General features: G+C 30.0%; 17 protein-coding genes and 1 tRNA gene. 15 read left to right on the forward strand and 3 right to left on the reverse strand.

The window, feature by feature from the left end; translation table 11 throughout:
* Nucleotides 1–16: 16 nt before the first annotated feature.
* From murD to AALI31_RS02080, 3 genes are all read right to left on the reverse strand, one after another.
* The gene (gene murD, locus AALI31_RS02070) at nucleotides 17–1,408 is read right to left on the reverse strand and encodes a UDP-N-acetylmuramoyl-L-alanine--D-glutamate ligase (protein ID WP_489884868.1); all 1,392 of its coding nucleotides are present in this window, start codon (nucleotides 1,406–1,408) and stop codon (nucleotides 17–19) included.
* A gap of 110 nt (nucleotides 1,409–1,518) precedes the next feature.
* Nucleotides 1,519–2,442, reverse strand: a complete 924-nt coding sequence (locus AALI31_RS02075; RefSeq protein ID WP_489884869.1) for a S66 peptidase family protein — start codon at nucleotides 2,440–2,442, stop codon at nucleotides 1,519–1,521.
* Between the two features lie 52 nt (nucleotides 2,443–2,494).
* Complete coding sequence (locus AALI31_RS02080) at nucleotides 2,495–3,433, reverse strand: magnesium transporter CorA family protein (RefSeq protein ID WP_489884870.1); 939 nt, start codon at nucleotides 3,431–3,433, stop codon at nucleotides 2,495–2,497.
* A 79-nt stretch (nucleotides 3,434–3,512) separates the two neighbouring features.
* On the opposite strand from AALI31_RS02080, the gene AALI31_RS02085 reads away from it, so the two are divergent.
* From AALI31_RS02085 to tuf, 15 genes are all read left to right on the forward strand, one after another.
* Complete coding sequence (locus AALI31_RS02085) at nucleotides 3,513–4,955, forward strand: aminotransferase class I/II-fold pyridoxal phosphate-dependent enzyme (RefSeq protein WP_489884871.1); 1,443 nt, start codon at nucleotides 3,513–3,515, stop codon at nucleotides 4,953–4,955.
* A 4-nt stretch (nucleotides 4,956–4,959) separates the two neighbouring features.
* Nucleotides 4,960–5,622, forward strand: a complete 663-nt coding sequence (locus AALI31_RS02090) for a dTMP kinase (RefSeq protein WP_489884872.1) — start codon at nucleotides 4,960–4,962, stop codon at nucleotides 5,620–5,622.
* Between the two features lie 32 nt (nucleotides 5,623–5,654).
* On the forward strand, nucleotides 5,655–6,599 hold the full coding sequence (locus AALI31_RS02095; RefSeq protein ID WP_489884873.1) for a hypothetical protein: 945 nt from the start codon (nucleotides 5,655–5,657) through the stop codon (nucleotides 6,597–6,599).
* Nucleotides 6,571–7,479, forward strand: coding sequence for a PSP1 domain-containing protein (locus AALI31_RS02100; protein ID WP_489884874.1), 909 nt, complete (start codon nucleotides 6,571–6,573; stop codon nucleotides 7,477–7,479). Before AALI31_RS02095 ends, AALI31_RS02100 begins: the two co-directional genes overlap by 29 nt.
* Before the next feature lie 111 nt (nucleotides 7,480–7,590).
* Nucleotides 7,591–7,764, forward strand: a complete 174-nt coding sequence (gene fdxA, locus AALI31_RS02105) for a 4Fe-4S ferredoxin (RefSeq protein ID WP_489884875.1) — start codon at nucleotides 7,591–7,593, stop codon at nucleotides 7,762–7,764.
* Between the two features lie 152 nt (nucleotides 7,765–7,916).
* Entirely contained in the window at nucleotides 7,917–8,459 is a 543-nt protein-coding gene (locus tag AALI31_RS02110; protein ID WP_489884876.1) for a UvrB/UvrC motif-containing protein, read from the forward strand.
* A gap of 2 nt (nucleotides 8,460–8,461) precedes the next feature.
* Nucleotides 8,462–9,523 carry a protein arginine kinase gene (locus AALI31_RS02115; RefSeq protein WP_489884877.1) on the forward strand — a complete coding sequence of 354 codons (1,062 nt, stop codon included), beginning with the start codon at nucleotides 8,462–8,464 and terminating at the stop codon, nucleotides 9,521–9,523.
* The gene (locus AALI31_RS02120) at nucleotides 9,523–11,958 is read left to right on the forward strand and encodes an ATP-dependent Clp protease ATP-binding subunit (RefSeq protein WP_489884878.1); all 2,436 of its coding nucleotides are present in this window, start codon (nucleotides 9,523–9,525) and stop codon (nucleotides 11,956–11,958) included. The genes AALI31_RS02115 and AALI31_RS02120 overlap by 1 nt, the downstream gene beginning before the upstream one ends.
* Nucleotides 11,959–12,061: 103 nt before the next feature.
* Nucleotides 12,062–12,754, forward strand: a complete 693-nt coding sequence (ispD, locus tag AALI31_RS02125; protein WP_489884879.1) for a 2-C-methyl-D-erythritol 4-phosphate cytidylyltransferase — start codon at nucleotides 12,062–12,064, stop codon at nucleotides 12,752–12,754.
* Nucleotides 12,751–14,184, forward strand: a complete 1,434-nt coding sequence (gene cysS, locus AALI31_RS02130) for a cysteine--tRNA ligase (protein ID WP_489884880.1) — start codon at nucleotides 12,751–12,753, stop codon at nucleotides 14,182–14,184. Before ispD ends, cysS begins: the two co-directional genes overlap by 4 nt.
* Nucleotides 14,185–14,261: 77 nt before the next feature.
* Nucleotides 14,262–15,011, forward strand: coding sequence for a 23S rRNA (guanosine(2251)-2'-O)-methyltransferase RlmB (gene rlmB / locus AALI31_RS02135; protein WP_489884881.1), 750 nt, complete (start codon nucleotides 14,262–14,264; stop codon nucleotides 15,009–15,011).
* A complete protein-coding gene (locus AALI31_RS02140; RefSeq protein ID WP_489884882.1) occupies nucleotides 15,008–15,466 on the forward strand; it encodes an NYN domain-containing protein in 459 nt (152 codons plus the stop codon). The genes rlmB and AALI31_RS02140 overlap by 4 nt, the downstream gene beginning before the upstream one ends.
* Nucleotides 15,467–15,549: 83 nt before the next feature.
* On the forward strand, nucleotides 15,550–16,200 hold the full coding sequence (sigH, locus tag AALI31_RS02145) for an RNA polymerase sporulation sigma factor SigH (RefSeq protein ID WP_489884883.1): 651 nt from the start codon (nucleotides 15,550–15,552) through the stop codon (nucleotides 16,198–16,200).
* Nucleotides 16,201–16,293: 93 nt separating this feature from the next.
* A tRNA-Thr gene (locus tag AALI31_RS02150) sits at nucleotides 16,294–16,368 on the forward strand.
* Nucleotides 16,369–16,416: 48 nt separating this feature from the next.
* Nucleotides 16,417–17,610: an elongation factor Tu gene (gene tuf, locus AALI31_RS02155; protein WP_489884884.1), complete on the forward strand. Its 1,194-nt coding sequence runs from the start codon at nucleotides 16,417–16,419 to the stop codon at nucleotides 17,608–17,610.
* Nucleotides 17,611–17,636 lie beyond the last annotated feature (26 nt).

A 17,636-nucleotide genomic window follows, 5' to 3' on the forward strand; every position in this document is an offset into this window, starting at 1 on the left:
AATTAAAGTCTAGTAATTATTTACTAGACTTTATCATTTTTACAATATTCTTAAATGTTTCTCCTCTATGCTCAAAATTCCTAAACATATCGAAACTTGCTGAAGCAGGAGAGAGTAAAATAACATCATTTTCCACAGAGGTTTTGTATGCATGTAGAACAAGCTCCTCAAAATTATCAAACATGAGCGTTTCTATATGTGGGGCATGCACTTTAAATACTTCATATATTTTTTGTTTTGTGTGACCTATGAGATATAATTTTTTAATTTTATTTTCTCCATTTACGAGAGGAAGATAGGAGATATTTTTGTCATATCCTCCAGCTATTAATATGACTTTTTCATCAAAACATGAAAGTGTAGCAAGAGTTCTTGTAGGAGTTGAGGCTATGGAATCATTGTAGAAGTGAACATTATTTATCGTATCAACAAATTCATTTCTATGTTTGACACCTGGGAAGCTTACTGCAAAGTTTTTTATTATAGATGATGAGATTTCTGGAATGGTTGCTAGTATTGCAGATGCAAAATTTGATAAATTATGTTCTCCTTTAATTTTTATATCGTTTTTTGACAGTAACCTTTGATTTAGAACATAGAGATAATTATTTTTTACATAAGTACCATTTTCTATTACATGAGAAGGGACATTTTCCTTAGTTGAAAATTTGCGTATTCTACTTTTGATTTCATTTTCAAAAAGAATTGTATTTTTGCAATCATGATTTAAGATTGTAACATCACTTTCATTTTGAAATTTAAAAATATTCTTTTTACACTCTATATACTCATCCATGTTCTTGTGGTAGTCTAGGTGATTTGGGGAAATATTTGTTATTAAAGATACATTAGGGGAATTACTAACATTCATAAGTTGGAAACTTGAAAGTTCAAGTACAACTTTGTGACTTTCGTCCATTTCTTCAATTCTTTGGAACAGAGGCATTCCAATATTCCCACCTATCCATGTTTTGTATCCAGATAATTTTAAAAGATTGTATATTATTGTAGTTGTTGTAGTTTTTCCATCGCTTCCAGTTATTCCATAAATTTTAGAGGGGCAATATTTTAGGAGTTCCTCTATTTCAGAAGTTATCACACATCCATTTTGTTTAGCATTTTTAAGTTCATATATATCAGGTCTCATTGATGGAGTTTTGAATATATAATCAAAATTATTAATGTAATTCAAGTAATTTTTTCCAAAAACAAATTTAATATTAAGGCTATTAAAGGCTTTAATTTCCGAATTTGTAAATTCCTCAACATTTTTTCTGTCGAATAATGTTATTTTACAACCAAACTTAAGTAGAAAATTTATTAAAGGAGTATTGCTTATACCGAGTCCGATAATTGCAATATGTTTATTTTTAATATTGGATTTAAATATTTTGAAGTCCTGTCTCATGCATCCTCCAAATATTGCAATGAAAAAATGAATAAGAACATTATATTATAAAATTATTTGATTTGGTATATTAAAAAAGCAGATATTTATTTTATTATCTGCTTTTTGTTTCAATCTTCTACTACGTTTTCTAATATTTCTATAGTTGAGCATTCTGTATTTATTTTTGATTTTGCCCCTATTGGTATTGTAAGTCTAGGGTCACCATGTCCAGCACATAGACCATATATAGCGGGCTTATTGAACAGTTTTAATTTTTCTATGAGTACATCTTCTACTTGTGTTTTTACATCGTCAATACAATTTGTAAATTGACCGAGTATTATACCACTACATTTTTGTATTTTGCCAGTTAAGTAAAGATGAGTCAACATTCTATCTATCTTGTAAGGAGACTCATTGATTTCTTCTATGAACAAAATATTATTTTCAAAGGGTATTTCGTATTTTGTAGAAATTGTCGAGCATATTAAAGATAAATTTCCTCCAACAATATTTCCTATAGCAAAACTATTATTTTTAGAAAAGGATCTTAGATTTATATTTTTCGGATTCTTAATATAATAAGTTTTCTTTGGGACAGTTATGGTTGATATTAAACTTTCTTTAGAGTATTGGTTATTGAGATCAGATGTGAGCATAGGTGAATGAAATGTGATTATGTTAAATTTTTTAAAAATATAATTTAGAACAGGGGTTAAATCGCTGAACCCCATAAAAATTTTTGGATTGCATTTAAATGATGACCAATCTATTAAATCCATAATTCTAAGAGATCCATATCCTCCTCTTAAGCACATTATTGATTTTGTAAAATTATCCTTTATTGCAAGGTTAAAGTCATATGCCCTATCTTCATCTGTTCCGGCTAGGTAACCAATATTTTTATAGAGATTTTTGTAGGTTTTAAAGTTAAAACTTAGATCTTTGAGTTTATTTAGAGAAGATTTTATAAGAGATTTTTCAGTAGGAGATGAGGGAGATATAACAGAAATTAAATCTCCATTGATTAATTTTTTACAAGCTATACCCATTTTACAACCTCATTAAGATTAAAATTTCAAAATAGGTATATTTATTAAAATTTTAAAACATGTCTTTTTTATAAAGTACAATAGCAATTATTGAAGAAATGATTATAGATATTACGAGTATCATAGGAAAACCAACTGGATTATCTGAAAATGGCAACGGAACATTTGTTCCCCAAAGTCCGAAGATAATTGAAGGAACAGATAACACTATGGTCATAGAAGTAAGGAATTTCATGACAATATTCAGATTATTTGAAACTATTGCGGCAAAAAACTCGAGAAGACTCGAAAGTACACTTGCGTATATGTGAGCCATTTCTATTGCTTGTTTATTGTCTATAATAACATCTTCGAGAAGGTGTTTATCTTCTTCATACTTTTGTATAAAATCATATTTCAATAGTTTTTCCAAGGTTACCTCGTTGGATTTTAATGAGGTTGAAAAATAGACTAGGGATTTTTCAAGTGATAGAAGTTGTATTAATTCCTTATTTTTCATAGATTTATGTATTCTACTATGTATGAGTTGACTTTTTTTATCTATTTGTCTCAGATAAATAAGAAAATATGTAGTCAATTTATTGAGTATTTGAAGTGTGAACCTTGAACGCTTGTATGTGAAGAATGTTTTGATTTTTCCACTTATAAAATCAGTTATAACTTTATTTTTCTTAATAGATATGGTTATAATATAGTCATCGTTTGAAATTATTCCAAGGGGATATGTGCCGTAAGTTAGTGAATTTTCTTCTACACTTGTAAAAGGTACATCTACAATTATTAGGATATTTTTATCTTCTACGTCTATCCTTGAGGTTTCTTCCTCGTCTAGGGCTGCATTTAACATTTCAATGGGTATTTGAGTTTTTTTAGAGATGAATAGAAGTTCTTGTTCGGAAGGGTTTGTTATGTTGATCCAGCATCCTGATTCTATATTATCTATTTTCTCTATTGTACCGATAGTGTATGTTGTTTTGTATATACAAATCATAATAATCACCCTAAATCAAACTTAATAAGTTGATAAGAGTATATCAAATAATAGTATTTTTTAAAATAGGTGAAAAAAATTGGGGTATATATTTAATCAAATTAAAAAATTTTTAGAGGACGATTATATTTTATTTACTACACCAGGTCATAAGCAAGGTAGGGCATATTCAAATTTGGATAATATTTTGAAATATGATTTAACAGAGGTGGAAGGACTCGATAATATACACGCTCTTGAAGGATGTATACTAGATTCACTGAAGGAATTAAGTGAATTTTATGGAAGTGCGAAATCTTACTATTTATTAAATGGATCCACAAGTGGAATACATATTATGATGTTTAGTTGTTTCGATGAATATGATGAAATTTTAGTTGAGCGAGGATGTCATAAAAGTATAATAGATGCGATCTTCATTAGGAAATTGAAAATAAATTATATAAATAGAGATAAATATAATGTAGATTTATTAGTACCAAATAGTTATTCTAAGATAACCTACTCGGTAAAAAATATATTTTTAGAGGATATAATAAAAGCACTAAAGGTCAATAAAAAAATTAAGGGAGTTATCTTAACTAACCCCAATTATTATGGATTTTACATAGATCAGAAAGAGATATATGAGTATTTAAAAAATGAAAATGTACTTTTGCTAATAGATAGTGCACATGGCGCCCATATACGAGCTTTCAATAAAGAATTGAATTGTACTAATAAGTTTTGTGATATTTCAATAATGAGTGCACATAAAACTTTACCTGTATTAACTCAAGGAGCGTATATGCACGTTAATAATATTAAGTTATTACATAGTGTGGATAGATATTTTTCAATATTTACAACTACCAGTCCTTCATATTTGATAATGCTATCTCTTGAGAATGCGATATGTGAATGTAGGAGGTACTGTGACAAAAGTATTTTGCTAGATATGTGTAACAGTTTTAGAGATAGTATAAATGGGAATTTGAGTTTATATGGAATGAAAAATGAAGAAGTGTATTGTAGGACTAATGGTAATTTTTATTATGATGATTCTAGGATTTGTCTAAAACTTAGACATAATGACTTGGACGCTATGCTTCTTTATAAATACTTATTTTCTAAGAAAATAATTTGTGAGATGGTATTCTTCAATGGAGTTGTCTTAATACCAACAGTGTATACCAAAAGATGTGAAATGAGTTATTTAACCTGTGTGTTAAATGATGTGCAGTGTATATCTGGAAAAAATGTTGCACTTGATTTAATTATGAGTAGTTGTGATTCTTCTTGTAAAAAGGTTTTTGAACCGTATGAGTTGCAAAATATGAAGTTTAAATTAGTTAAGTTAGAACATAGTATTGGGGAAGTTATGTTTGAAGATATATTTTTATACCCACCCGGAACACCAATTATTTTTAGAGGAGAAGAAGTTTTAGTGGAACATGTAGAGATCATTTCTGAGTATATAAAAAATTGTTATGGAGTGGTTGGTGTTTCTATGAATGGGTATGTAAAAATTGTGGAGGATTAGTTTAGTGAATTATAATAAGAAGGGTGTCATATTTGCTTTTGAAGGATTAGATGGAAGTGGTAAAGAAACCCAAACATTACTACTTGAGAAGAGGTTGAAAAACGATGGATTTAATATTTTGAGAGTTGAATTTCCTAGCTATGATACCGAATATTCTATATTTGCTAGAAAGTATTTAGCGGGGGAATTTAACTTTAATATAGATCCTTATGTTGTTTCTATGTTTTTTTCGTTGGATAGGTTGGGAGTACACAGAACTCTGATGAAGGACTATTTAAATGATGGATATATATTACTTTGTGATAGGTATGTTTATTCTAATTTGATATATCAAGGAAGTAGGATTTTAGATTTAGAAGATAGAAAAAAATTTTTTGAGTGGATACTAAAATTTGAATATGACATGTGTGGTTTACCAAAAGAAGAGGTTACTTTTTTTATGGATATTCCAGTAGACGTAAGTTTAGAATTAGTCAAGGATAGAAAACAAAGAGATATACATGAAAAAGATTATATGTTTTTAAAAAGATGTTATGAAAATTGTAACTATGTAGTTGATAAATATAAGTTATTTCGTGTAAATTGTTTTCTGAATAATCAATTATTACCTATTGAAAAAATAAACGATTGTATATACAGTAAAATTTTGAAGACATTACAGGTATAGAGTATATTTCTAAGGGTGTAAGGTTAATAGGAATGTGTTATAGAAATATAAAAGAGTCGTTATTTAGATTGGCTTCATCGGATAGATGTCCACAATCATTTATATTTTACGGTAGAAATATTAGTGAAATAGAAAAAATTTCTAAGGAGTTTTCTTTGAAGATTTTAGGATTGGAATCTGATAATCCTAGAGACATATTAGAGTTTGGAATTAATGAAAAAGGAATTTCCGTTGAAGACATTAGAAGTATAAATTTTGAGATGTTAAAAATGCCAGATGAGTCTAAAAATAAAGTTGTCATAATTCACAATGCAGATAGGATGAGTATCAAAGCCCAGAACACTTTTTTAAAGTCACTTGAGGATTGTGTTGGTGTATTTGTAATATTGATTGTTAGAAATATTTATAAGATTATCAGTACTGTTATATCTAGATGTTTAATTATAAGGTTTAGATTGATGGATGAGCAGGAGTATATAAAGTATCTAAGTAAGTTGCATAAGTTTGATATGAATCAGCTATGCGATTTGTATTTGCAGAGTTGTGGGGATGTTGATGTATCAATATCCATATTAGACAAGAAGATAGTATATGAAGCATATAAACACGTTATAGAGTTACTTCAATTTATAATTGATGGTAAGATAATTAATGTGTTTGAATTTGGGACTCGAATAATTTCTTACAAGGAGGAAGTGAATATATTTTTTGAAGTATTTTTTAATATATTACGTGATGTCAATTTATATCTAGAAACTAGCAATTCGATTCTATTTAAAAACAAGCTTTTTGAAGATGATATAATAAAAATATGTAATAATATTTGCTCAGGCTTTTTTTACTATATTCTGAGTGAATTATATAAATTTAGGAATAAAGTGGAAAGTGGTATGAATATTGAAATATGTTATAAAAATTTTATTTTAAAGACTGTGGAGGCATACAACATTGAGGAGAGTAATTGGGGCAAGATTTAAAAGTGTTGGTAAAGTATATTATTTCTCCTGTGAGGAATTTGAGGTGAATTTAGGCGATAGTGTAATTGTTGAAACTTCGCATGGAGTTGAATATGGTAAGTGTGTTGTTGCGCCTAAGTATGTCGAAAAAACTAATTTATGTAGCTCATTGAAAAGGTGTATAAGAATTGCAAATGAAGAAGATGAAAAAGTATACATGGAGAATAAAAAAAGTGAGAAATTAGCATTTAAAATTGCACAGAGTCAGATAAGAGAACTTAGTTTGGAGATGAATTTAATAGAGGTTGAGTATGCATTTAACAGGAGCAAGATAATATTTTACTTCATAGCAGAGGGGAGAGTAGACTTTAGGGGACTTGTCAAAACTTTGGCTTCTATATTTAAAACTAGAATAGAACTCAGACAAATCGGAGTTAGAGATAAGGCAAAATCCATAGGTGGAATAGGCTCATGTGGAAGATCGCTCTGTTGTTCAACTTTTTTAGGAGATTTTACATCCGTTTCCATAAAAATGGCTAAAGAGCAAAATCTTTCCTTAAATCCAAACAAAATCTCTGGAATATGCGGGAGACTTATGTGTTGCTTAAAATATGAGCAGGATACATACGAGGATATAAAAAGGAGGATGCCGAGTATTGGGAGTATTGTTTATACGGATTTTGGAGAAGGAGAAGTTGTAGGAACAAGTATTTTAAAGGAAGCTGTTAGGGTAAGGCTTAATGTAGGTCAGGAAGAATGTATTAGAGATATAAAATTGGATAAAATAAAGATTATGCTTAATAATACGGGTTTTACAGGGGATATGCACGAAAAAAAGGACTTAAATAATAAAGAGGTTTCAAAATATTTTATAAATAATTTTATTGAAGATAATAAATAAAATTTATTATTGTTAACATCTAAATTTATATTAAAAATATTTCAATTGAAGTTGAAAATGTGATATTATTTAATCGTAAGGATCTCACTTTACAGTTTGGAGGTATTTGTAATGGCTTTTAGAATTGATGACAAGTGTATAGGTTGTGGGGCTTGTGCTAACAATTGTCCTGTTACGTGCATATCACAGAAGGATAGTGGTCAGTATGAAGTAAATGATTTAGAGTGCATAGATTGTGGCACTTGCCAGAGTGTGTGTCCGGTTGAGGCTGTAAGTCAAGCCTAATTTTAACAGAGGATTACCTCTGTTATTTTTTTAATTATGAAAATTGTAAAATTATTATGTCGTATTTTTGGAATTTAATAAATATAATACGTTTAAATGTATTTTGTGTTGATATTATAAAATGTGGATGTGAAAATTTAATTAATTGAGGAGTGAATTTGTTGGATAGATGTGAAAGGTGCAATAAATATCAAGCAAATGTCCATATTATTAAGATTTTTGATGGTATAAAAAAAGAACTCAATATATGTGAGAGGTGTGCAAAGGAGTTAGGTGAATTTAATTTAAATTCTATACTAGATGTTGAAAGCACATTTTCTACTAATATTTTAAGTGGTCTTGTTGAATATTTCAACAATAATCAACAATCTCCCATAGTTAAAATAAATGATTCTGAGTGTAACAATTGTAAGACTACTTATGTAGAATTTAAAAATACGGGGTTCTTGGGATGTGATAAATGCTATAGTCAGTTTATAAAAATACTGTCGATATTTATCAAACGTGTTCAAAATGGTACTGAGCATAATGGTAAAATTCCGTCAAGATGTGGAAAAAGTGTAATAATGAGAAAAGAGATAAGTAATCTTAAAGATAGGTTGCAACAATCAATTTTATCAGAAGAATATGAAAAGGCAGCAGAAATAAGGGATTTAATAAAAGATTTAGAAAAACGTATAGAAGGAGATAAATAGCTGTGTTAAAAAATTGGATTTATTCTGGAAATCATGGCTCGAATAATCTTGTATTAAGCAGTAGGGTTAGATTTGCTAGAAATTTAAAGAATGAAGTTTTTCCACATAAATTAGATGTTGAGCCAGCAATTAATATTGTGAATAAAGTTCAAAAAGTTTTAGATAGTTATTTAGAGAATTTCGAAAGAATTGATTTGGGGTCTAGAAGTGATTTGGACAAAAATATTTTCCTCGAGAAGCATCTTATAAGTAAAGACTTAATAAAGTTAGCATCTAAGTCTGCATTTTTTATTAATAGTGATCAAACAATAAGTATAATGGTGAATGAAGAGGATCATTTAAGGATGCAGTTTTTTAACTCTGGATATGATTTGGAAAATACGTTTGACGAAGCTGTTAAGTTAGATGATTTTATGGAGAATAGTATAGATTATGCCTTTGATGAAAAGTTAGGGTATTTAACTACTTGTCCTACTAATTTAGGTACAGGAATGAGAGCTTCCATAATGATACATCTTCCAGCACTTACTATGACCGATCATATATCCAAAGTGTATAAAGCATTGACTCAGGTTGGTATGACAATAAGAGGTCTGTATGGCGAAGGAAGTAAAGCGGAAGGGTCTATATATCAAGTTTCAAATCAGGTGACGTTAGGAGTTAGTGAGCGGGATATATTAAATAATTTACATGCTATAGTTAAAGAACTTACAGATAGAGAAAATAACATGAGGAAGACTTTATTTAGAGATTACGAAATGGAGATAAAAGATAAGATATTCAGGAGTATAGGTGTATTATCAAATAGCTATTCTATAAATTCTAAAGAAGCACTTGAATTGTTATCTCACGTTAGGTTAGGAATGGAGGAGGGTATGGTTAGAGGAGATGTGAGCATCAATGAAGTACTTATAGGTTGTCAACCTGCATCTCTCCAGGGTCATGTTCAAAGTAAAAATTTGAATCCTAAAGAAAGAGATTTTGAAAGAGCTAAATTTTTAAGAACATCGTTTAGGAGTGTTGAGGTTGTAGATAAGAAAAATGATTATAAGGAGGATAAGTAATGTTTGATAAATTGACGGAAAGAGCTAAAAGGGTTATTAGTTATTCTGGTGATGATGCTTTGAAATTGGGGCACGGGTTTATCGGTACTGAGCATTTATTACTTGGGTTATTAAGGGAGGATGGACCTGTTCAGAAAATATTAAATTCTTTTAATATTTTTTACGAAGACATGGTCAGTGAAATACGTACAGTATTATCTCCTGGTGAGATTGAAATAAAAAATAGTGAAATTCCCCTAACTCCTCGAACTAAAAAGGTTATAGAGAGTAGCATTGAAGAGGCAAAAAAACTTGGTCATAACCATGTATCTCCTGAACATATTTTGTTAGCACTCATAAATGAATCTGATGGTGTAGCGTATAAACTTTTGGATAAGAGAGGAATTTCTATTGTAAAAATATGGAATCAAACTATAAGTGCTTTGAATGTTACTGGTGACGTACAAAATCCTCATGAGCATGATCATAGGATGAAAAAGATAGCCACTCCAATTCTTGATCAGCATGGGAGAGATCTTACTAAGTTAGCAAATGATGGATCTCTTGATCCTGTTATTGGAAGAGATGTCGAGACGCAACGTGTTTTGGAAATACTATGTAGAAGGATGAAAAATAATCCTTGTTTTATAGGTGATCCTGGAGTTGGGAAAACAGCTATTGTTGAAGGATTAGCACAGAAAATATGTGAGGGTAATATACCTGAAATATTGAAGAATAAGCGAGTTATAACTTTAGACCTATCTTCTTTAATTGCTGGTACTAAGTATAGAGGAGAATTTGAAGAAAGGTTAAAGAAGATAATGGATGAGATAAAAAAATCTAAAAATGTTATTTTGTTTATTGATGAAATACATACTATAATCGGTGCTGGGGGAGCTGAAGGTGCTATTGATGCCTCAAATATATTAAAACCGGCTTTATCTAGGGGGGAAATTCAATGTATAGGTGCTACAACGATAGATGAATATAGAAAATATATAGAAAAGGATAGTGCACTTGAAAGAAGATTTCAACCAATATTTGTAGGTGAGCCTAATATTGATGAAACTATTGAAATTTTATTTGGAATAAGAGATAAATATGAAACTCATCATAAGGTTAAAATTACGGATGATGCTGTAAGGTCTGCTGTTGATTTATCTGTAAGATTTATTAATGACAGATATTTACCGGATAAAGCGATTGATTTAATAGATGAAGCTTCTGCTAAAATAAGAGTTAGAAACTTAACAGTACCTATTGAGGTAAAAGAAATAGAAGAAGAGATAGCTAAAGTAGGCAAAGAAAAACAGGAAGCTATAACTTTAGAGGATTTTGAAAAAGCAGCTTCTTTAAGAGATAAAGAGCAAAAACTTAAAGAAAAACTTGAAACCTCTAAAGAAAAGTGGAAAATAGAGAAATATGACAAAGAATTTGTATTAACTGAAAAAGAGATAGCTTCAGTTGTGGCAAATTGGACTAAGATACCAGTAGAGCGACTTACTGAGACCGAGTCTGATAAACTATTAAAGCTTGAAGATATATTGAAAAGTAGAGTCATATCTCAGGATGAAGCTGTTTCATCTATTGTTAAGGCTGTAAAAAGAGGAAGAGTTGGACTTAAGGATCCTAAGAGGCCAATAGGATCGTTTATATTTTTAGGACCTACTGGAGTTGGGAAAACTGAGCTCTGCAAGGTATTAGCTGATGTAATGTTTGGTAGTGAGGATAATATAGTTAGGTTTGATATGTCTGAATTCATGGAAAAACATACTGTATCTAAGATTATTGGTTCTCCTCCTGGATATATAGGATTTCAAGAGGGAGGTCAATTAACTGAAAAAATCAGAAGAAATCCTTATTCTGTTGTTCTATTTGATGAAATTGAAAAGGCACATCCAGATATTTTTAATATAATGTTGCAGATATTGGAAGATGGTCATTTAACTGATTCCAATGGTAAGAGAGTAAGTTTTAAAAATACAATAATAATTTTAACATCAAATGTTGGTGCTGATATTGTAAATAAAAATGTATCCTTAGGATTTACTAGTGAAGATAATGGTATAGAAAATTCGTATAATAGGATGAAAGAAAATGTTTTAAGAGATTTGAAAAAAAACTTTAGACCAGAATTTTTAAACCGTTTAGATGATATTATTGTTTTTAGGCAATTGAATAGGGAGAGTTTAATGCTCATATTAGAAAAGATGCTGAATGATTCTAAGGCTAGAATTAAAAAACAAGGTATTTTTATTGAATTTACTGAGGATGTTAAAGAATTTATACTTAATAGAAGTATTGATTATGAGTATGGAGCCAGACCTTTGAGACGTTCAATCACCAGATATGTTGAAGATACAATTTCTGAAGAAATTTTATTAGGAAATATCAATGAAAATGATAATTTAGAGGCTAGAGTTGATAAAGGTAAAATAGTATATATAAAAATATAACAAGAAATATAAATATAATTCGATAGAGTTTATTTGGTGAATAGTAATTTACTAATAATGGAAAAAGTATTATAATTTATTTTGATAAGTTTTGGTGATTTTAATGTATAAAGTGGATTGTATAATTTTAGCTGCTGGAAGGTCTACTCGTATGAATACATATTTAAGTAAACAATTTCTTGAGATTAATGGTAAACCTATAATTTATTATTCTATAGATAAATTTATACGTAATACTTACGTAAGTAAAATTATATTAGTTTTAAGCAATGATTACGTTTCATACTGTAATGAGAATATTATAGATAGATTTTTTTTAGGTGAACGAATAAGTATAGTTGTTGGAGGTAATCGCAGACAGGATTCCGTATTAAATGCTTTAAAATTTATAGAAAGTGAGTATGTTATAGTGCATGATGGAGCTAGACCTTTTGTAAGCAATAGTTGTATAATTCAGGGAATTGAATATGCTTACAGGTATGGAGCGTCTTCTTGTTATGTAGTTCCAAAAGATACTGTAAAATTGAATAATGGTGGTGAGATAGTGGCATTAGATAGAGATATGTTAATGTCTATACAGACTCCACAATGCTTTAAAACTAGTACATTGATTGATTCTTACGAATATGTTTTCAAAAATGGACTTGATATTACTGATGAAACTAGCGCCCTAGATTTAATGGGTGAAAAGACCTTTTTTTATTTAGGAGAGTACTCTAACATAAAGATAACAACTGAGGAAGATCTATATTTTGGAAGTGTGATTTTGAACAATATTTTAGGAGAATTGAAATGAAAGTATTTAACACCATGACTAGAAAAAAAGAAGAGTTCAGGGCTGTAAATGGTGGAAATGTTAATATATACGTATGTGGACCTACTGTATATGATTTATTTCATATTGGGAATGCAAGGACGTTTATATTTTTTGATGTTGTTAGACGGTATATAGAATATCTAGGATATAGTGTTAAATTTGTCCAGAATTTTACTGATATAGATGATAAAATAATTCATAAATCTAATCAAAGAAATATGAGTGTACATGAAATAAGTGACCAATATATAAATGATTACTATAAAGATGCAGATAAATTAAATATAAAGCGTGCTACACTCAATCCTAGAGCTACAGAGAATATTGATGAAATGATAGATTTGATACGTAAACTTTTAGATAAGGGTGTTGCATACGAAATTAAAGGGAATGTATATTTTTCAGTTAGTAGATTTGATAGATATGGAAGTCTTTTTGGACAAGATATAGGAACTTTAAAAGCGGGATTAAGAGTGGAACTAAATGATGAAAAAAAAGATCAATTGGACTTTGTATTGTGGAAGAGAGCCAAGGATGGAGAACCCAGTTATGAATCACCTTGGGGATTGGGAAGACCGGGTTGGCATACAGAGTGTTGCTCTATGATTAATAAATATTTTGGTGGAAATACTATAGATATACATGGTGGTGGAATAGATTTGGTATTTCCACATCATGAGAATGAGATTGCACAAGTAGAGTCTTTAAAAGATAGGTCTTTAGCTAATTATTGGATGCATTGTGCATTCCTGAATATTGATAAAAAAAAGATGTCTAAATCACTTAATAACTTTCTAACGGTTAGAGATTTATTAAATAAATACTCAGGTAACTCGATAAGATTTTGTATGCTTTCTTCTCATTATAGAAGCCAATTAAATTTTTCAGAGGAACAAATAATTTGGGCTGAAAAGTCTTTAGATAGAGTTTTTAAGTGCTATAATTCTATTTTAGATGATGAAATATGTACTAAAATCGATGGATGTGAAAAACACACATCTAAGATGAATTATTTTAAAGGGAAGTTTATAGATAAAATGAATGACGATTTTAATACATCAGATGCTATTTCTGTAATGTTCGAGCTAGTTAAGTATGTAAATTTTTACAGGAATGATTTAGGGGTATGTCAATTAAATAATTGTAAGGATATTATGGATGTTTTTTTTGAGATTTTAGGAATTTGTGTTAACAATGATATTTGTTTAAATTTGGAAAAAGTTCTAAGTAAAGAGACTAGGGAAATTATTTTAAAAAGGTATGAGTTTAAAAAAAATAAGCAATTTAAATTTGCAGATTCGATTAGGGAAACGCTATTATGTGATGGAATAATTTTAGAAGATATTGTTAATGGTGTTAGAGTTATAGATTCTGGTACAGGTTCTTTAATTGAGACTATTTTATACTAATGTTTAAGTATTTTTATAAAATTTTTAATTGATTGTAATTTGATGTCATTTATAAAATTATTTAAGGGGAGCTTATCTTGGGAAAGGAAAGTGTAATTTATGGTAGGGGTGTTATTAGAGAAGTACTGAAGAGTAATATAAATATTAACACTTTGTATATAGATAAAAATATAAACACGGAATCTATAGAGGATATATTATTTAGGGCTAGAGAAAATGATATAGATATAAGATTTGTTTATAAAAATGATGTATATAATATTTGCAAAAATGAAACTAATCAGGGAATTGCAGCTAAAATAAGTGAATATAGATATTTAAAATTTGATGAATGTTTAAGAAATTTGGAAAGTGAAGAGTTTCCATTTGTACTAATTTTAGATAGAATTCAGGATCCGAGAAATTTGGGTGCAATTTTGAGAAGTGCTGAATGTACTGGAATAAGGAATATAATAATACCTCAAAAAAGGAGTACTAATATAACGAGTGTTGTTTGGAAAACATCTATGGGTGCTGTAGCTCACTTGAATATATGTAGAGTGAATAATATATTAAATGTATTGCGAAGACTTAAAAGAAGTTCATTTAAGGTAGTTGCGACTGATATACAGACTAGCAAGAATGTGTGTGATGTACAATATGATTTTCCATTAGCTTTAGTAATAGGGAGTGAACATGATGGTGTAAGTGATAGTTTATTAAGAGAATGCGATATTAGGATCAAAATCCCTATGTTTGGCAATATCGTGTCTTTCAATGTTTCTGTAGCAACTGCGATTATTATGTATGAAATTCGAAATATTCAAAGAGGTAAAAAGAAAAATTGAAATTAATATTTGTTGATGCGTATAATGTTATAAATTTGTGGCCTAGCTTTAAAGAAATTAAAAATTTTAATATCAGTGTGGTTAAGCAAAGATTAATTGAAATTATGGAAAATTATGCTGTATTTATTGGTTGTAAAATATTTTTAGTGTTTGATGCTCATAGCTCCAATAGAACTGGAAGTAGAAAAATAGAAATTTCTAGAAATGTAAGTGTTATATTTACTAAATATGAGGAGCTTGCGGATACTTACATAGAAAGAATAGTTCATAAAATAGGTAAAAAATATGAAGTTTTAGTTGTTACATCTGATTACTTAGAGCAGCAAGTAATATTCCAAGGAGGAGCTTATAGAATATCTTCCCTTGAATTTTACAGAGATGTTAATGATATCAGTAATAAGATAAAAAAAGAAATTATTAAGGTAAACTATTTAAAGAATAGGTTTTTCTTGTAGATAGTTTAGATGATGATGTAATTGATAGATTGGAAAGAATTAGGAAGGGGAATTAAATAATATAGTTTAAAGGGGGATATTTCATGATTGATAGTTTAATTGAAGAAGATGAAACGTGTTGTGATATATGTGAAACTGATGAAGATATGATTGTAAAGTATGCTAAAAACGGGAACATGGAATGTATGGAAATTTTAATTAGTAAATATAAAAGATTTATTCAACTTAAATCTAAATCTTATTTTTTAATAGGTGCTGATAGAGAAGATATATATCAAGAAGGCCTCATAGGGCTTTATAAAGCAGTTAGAGATTATGATAATCAGAGACTTTCTACATTTAAAAGTTTTGCTGAATTATGTATAACTAGACAAATAATTACTGCTATAAAGGCTGCAACAAGGCAAAAACATATACCTTTGAATACATATGTTTCGTTAAATAAACCAGTTTACGATGGTGAATCTGATAAAACTCTTTTAGATGTTATGGAATCTTTGAAAATTTCAGATCCAGAAGAATTATTTGTTGACAGGGAGCAAATAATCGAAATAGAGCACCACGTGATGCAAACTTTATCGAAGTATGAAAAGATTGTGTTACATTATTATGTTATGGGAAGAAGCTATCAGCAAATAGCTTATTTATTGAACAGACAACCAAAATCTATAGATAATGCTATTCAGAGGATAAAAAGAAAGCTTAATAAATGTTTAGATAGAAGTAATTGTTAATTTCAGTAATTTAAATTTATGTGTTTGGGTTCAATTAAATGTAAAGGTTGTTGACATAAAAATTCAAATGAATTAAAATTTAATTCATATAGTGCTCATGTAGCTTAGTGGTAAAGTGCCACCTTGGTAAGGTGGAGATCGACGGTTCAATTCCGTTCATGAGCTCCAATCTTAAAAATAATAAAATAGATATAAAGGGATGGAGGAGAAGGAAGAGTGTCTAAAGCGAGATTTGAGAGGAATAAGCCACATGTTAATATAGGGACGATAGGGCATGTAGATCATGGCAAGACGACATTAACAGCAGCGATAACGACGGTTTTGGCGAATAAGGGGTATGCAGAAGCGTTTAAGTATGATGAGATAGATAAAGCACCTGAGGAGAAGGAGAGAGGGATAACGATAAATACGGCGCATGTTGAGTATGAGACAGATAATAGGCATTATGCGCATGTAGATTGTCCTGGTCATGCTGATTATGTTAAGAATATGATAACGGGTGCGGCACAGATGGATGGAGCTATATTGGTAGTGTCAGCAGCGGATGGGCCTATGCCACAGACTAGAGAGCATATATTGCTGGCGTCAAGAGTAGGAGTGGATTACATAGTTGTTTTTTTGAATAAAGCTGATATGGTAGACGATGAAGAGTTACTAGAGTTAGTGGAAATGGAAGTAAGGGATTTATTAAATGAGTATAAATTTCCTGGTGATGATACGCCGATAATAAAGGGTTCGGCATTGAGGGCATTGGAGAATCCTACTGATGAGGCAGCGATTGGATGTATAATGGATTTAATGAATGCAGTAGATAGTTATATACCTACACCTGAGAGGGCGACAGACAAACCGTTTTTGATGCCGGTAGAGGATGTGTTTACAATAACAGGTAGAGGGACAGTGGCGACGGGTAGAGTTGAGACTGGAGTGTTGAGAGTGCAGGAAGAGGTAGAGATAATAGGGTTGAAGGAAGATAAGAGTAAGACAGTTATAACAGGGATAGAGATGTTTAGGAAGTTGTTGGATGAAGCACAGGCTGGGGATAATATTGGGGCATTATTGAGAGGTATACAGAGGACAGATATAGAGAGAGGGCAAGTGCTTGCTAAACCAGGAACGGTTAATCCACATACAAATTTTGTGGGTCAGGTGTATGTATTAAAGAAGGAAGAAGGAGGGAGACACAAGCCGTTTTTTGATGGATATAGGCCACAGTTTTATTTTAGGACTACGGATGTTACGGGGAATATAAAGTTACCTGAAGGTAAAGAGATGGTAATGCCTGGAGATCATATAGATATGGAAGTTGAGTTGATAACACCTATAGCTATGGATGAAGGTTTAAGGTTCGCTATAAGAGAAGGTGGAAGAACAGTTGGTTCAGGTGTAGTATCTAAAATAATTAAATAAGTTTACTTAATATTAGTGAACCATGG

The sequence above is a fragment of the Anisomitus miae (SeqCode) genome (assembly GCF_054906395.1).

Excerpts from the sequence above, each read along its gene's own strand:
- murD (WP_489884868.1), bottom strand. The coding sequence starts at position 1,408 with ATGAGACAGGACTTCAAAATATTTAAATCCAATATTAAAAATAAACAT.
- AALI31_RS02075 (WP_489884869.1), bottom strand. The coding sequence starts at position 2,442 with ATGGGTATAGCTTGTAAAAAATTAATCAATGGAGATTTAATTTCTGTT.
- AALI31_RS02080 (WP_489884870.1), bottom strand. The coding sequence starts at position 3,433 with ATGATTTGTATATACAAAACAACATACACTATCGGTACAATAGAGAAA.
- AALI31_RS02095 (WP_489884873.1), top strand. The coding sequence starts at position 5,655 with ATGTGTTATAGAAATATAAAAGAGTCGTTATTTAGATTGGCTTCATCG.
- fdxA (WP_489884875.1), top strand. The coding sequence starts at position 7,591 with ATGGCTTTTAGAATTGATGACAAGTGTATAGGTTGTGGGGCTTGTGCT.
- AALI31_RS02120 (WP_489884878.1), top strand. The coding sequence starts at position 9,523 with ATGTTTGATAAATTGACGGAAAGAGCTAAAAGGGTTATTAGTTATTCT.
- ispD (WP_489884879.1), top strand. The coding sequence starts at position 12,062 with ATGTATAAAGTGGATTGTATAATTTTAGCTGCTGGAAGGTCTACTCGT.
- cysS (WP_489884880.1), top strand. The coding sequence starts at position 12,751 with ATGAAAGTATTTAACACCATGACTAGAAAAAAAGAAGAGTTCAGGGCT.
- sigH (WP_489884883.1), top strand. The coding sequence starts at position 15,550 with ATGATTGATAGTTTAATTGAAGAAGATGAAACGTGTTGTGATATATGT.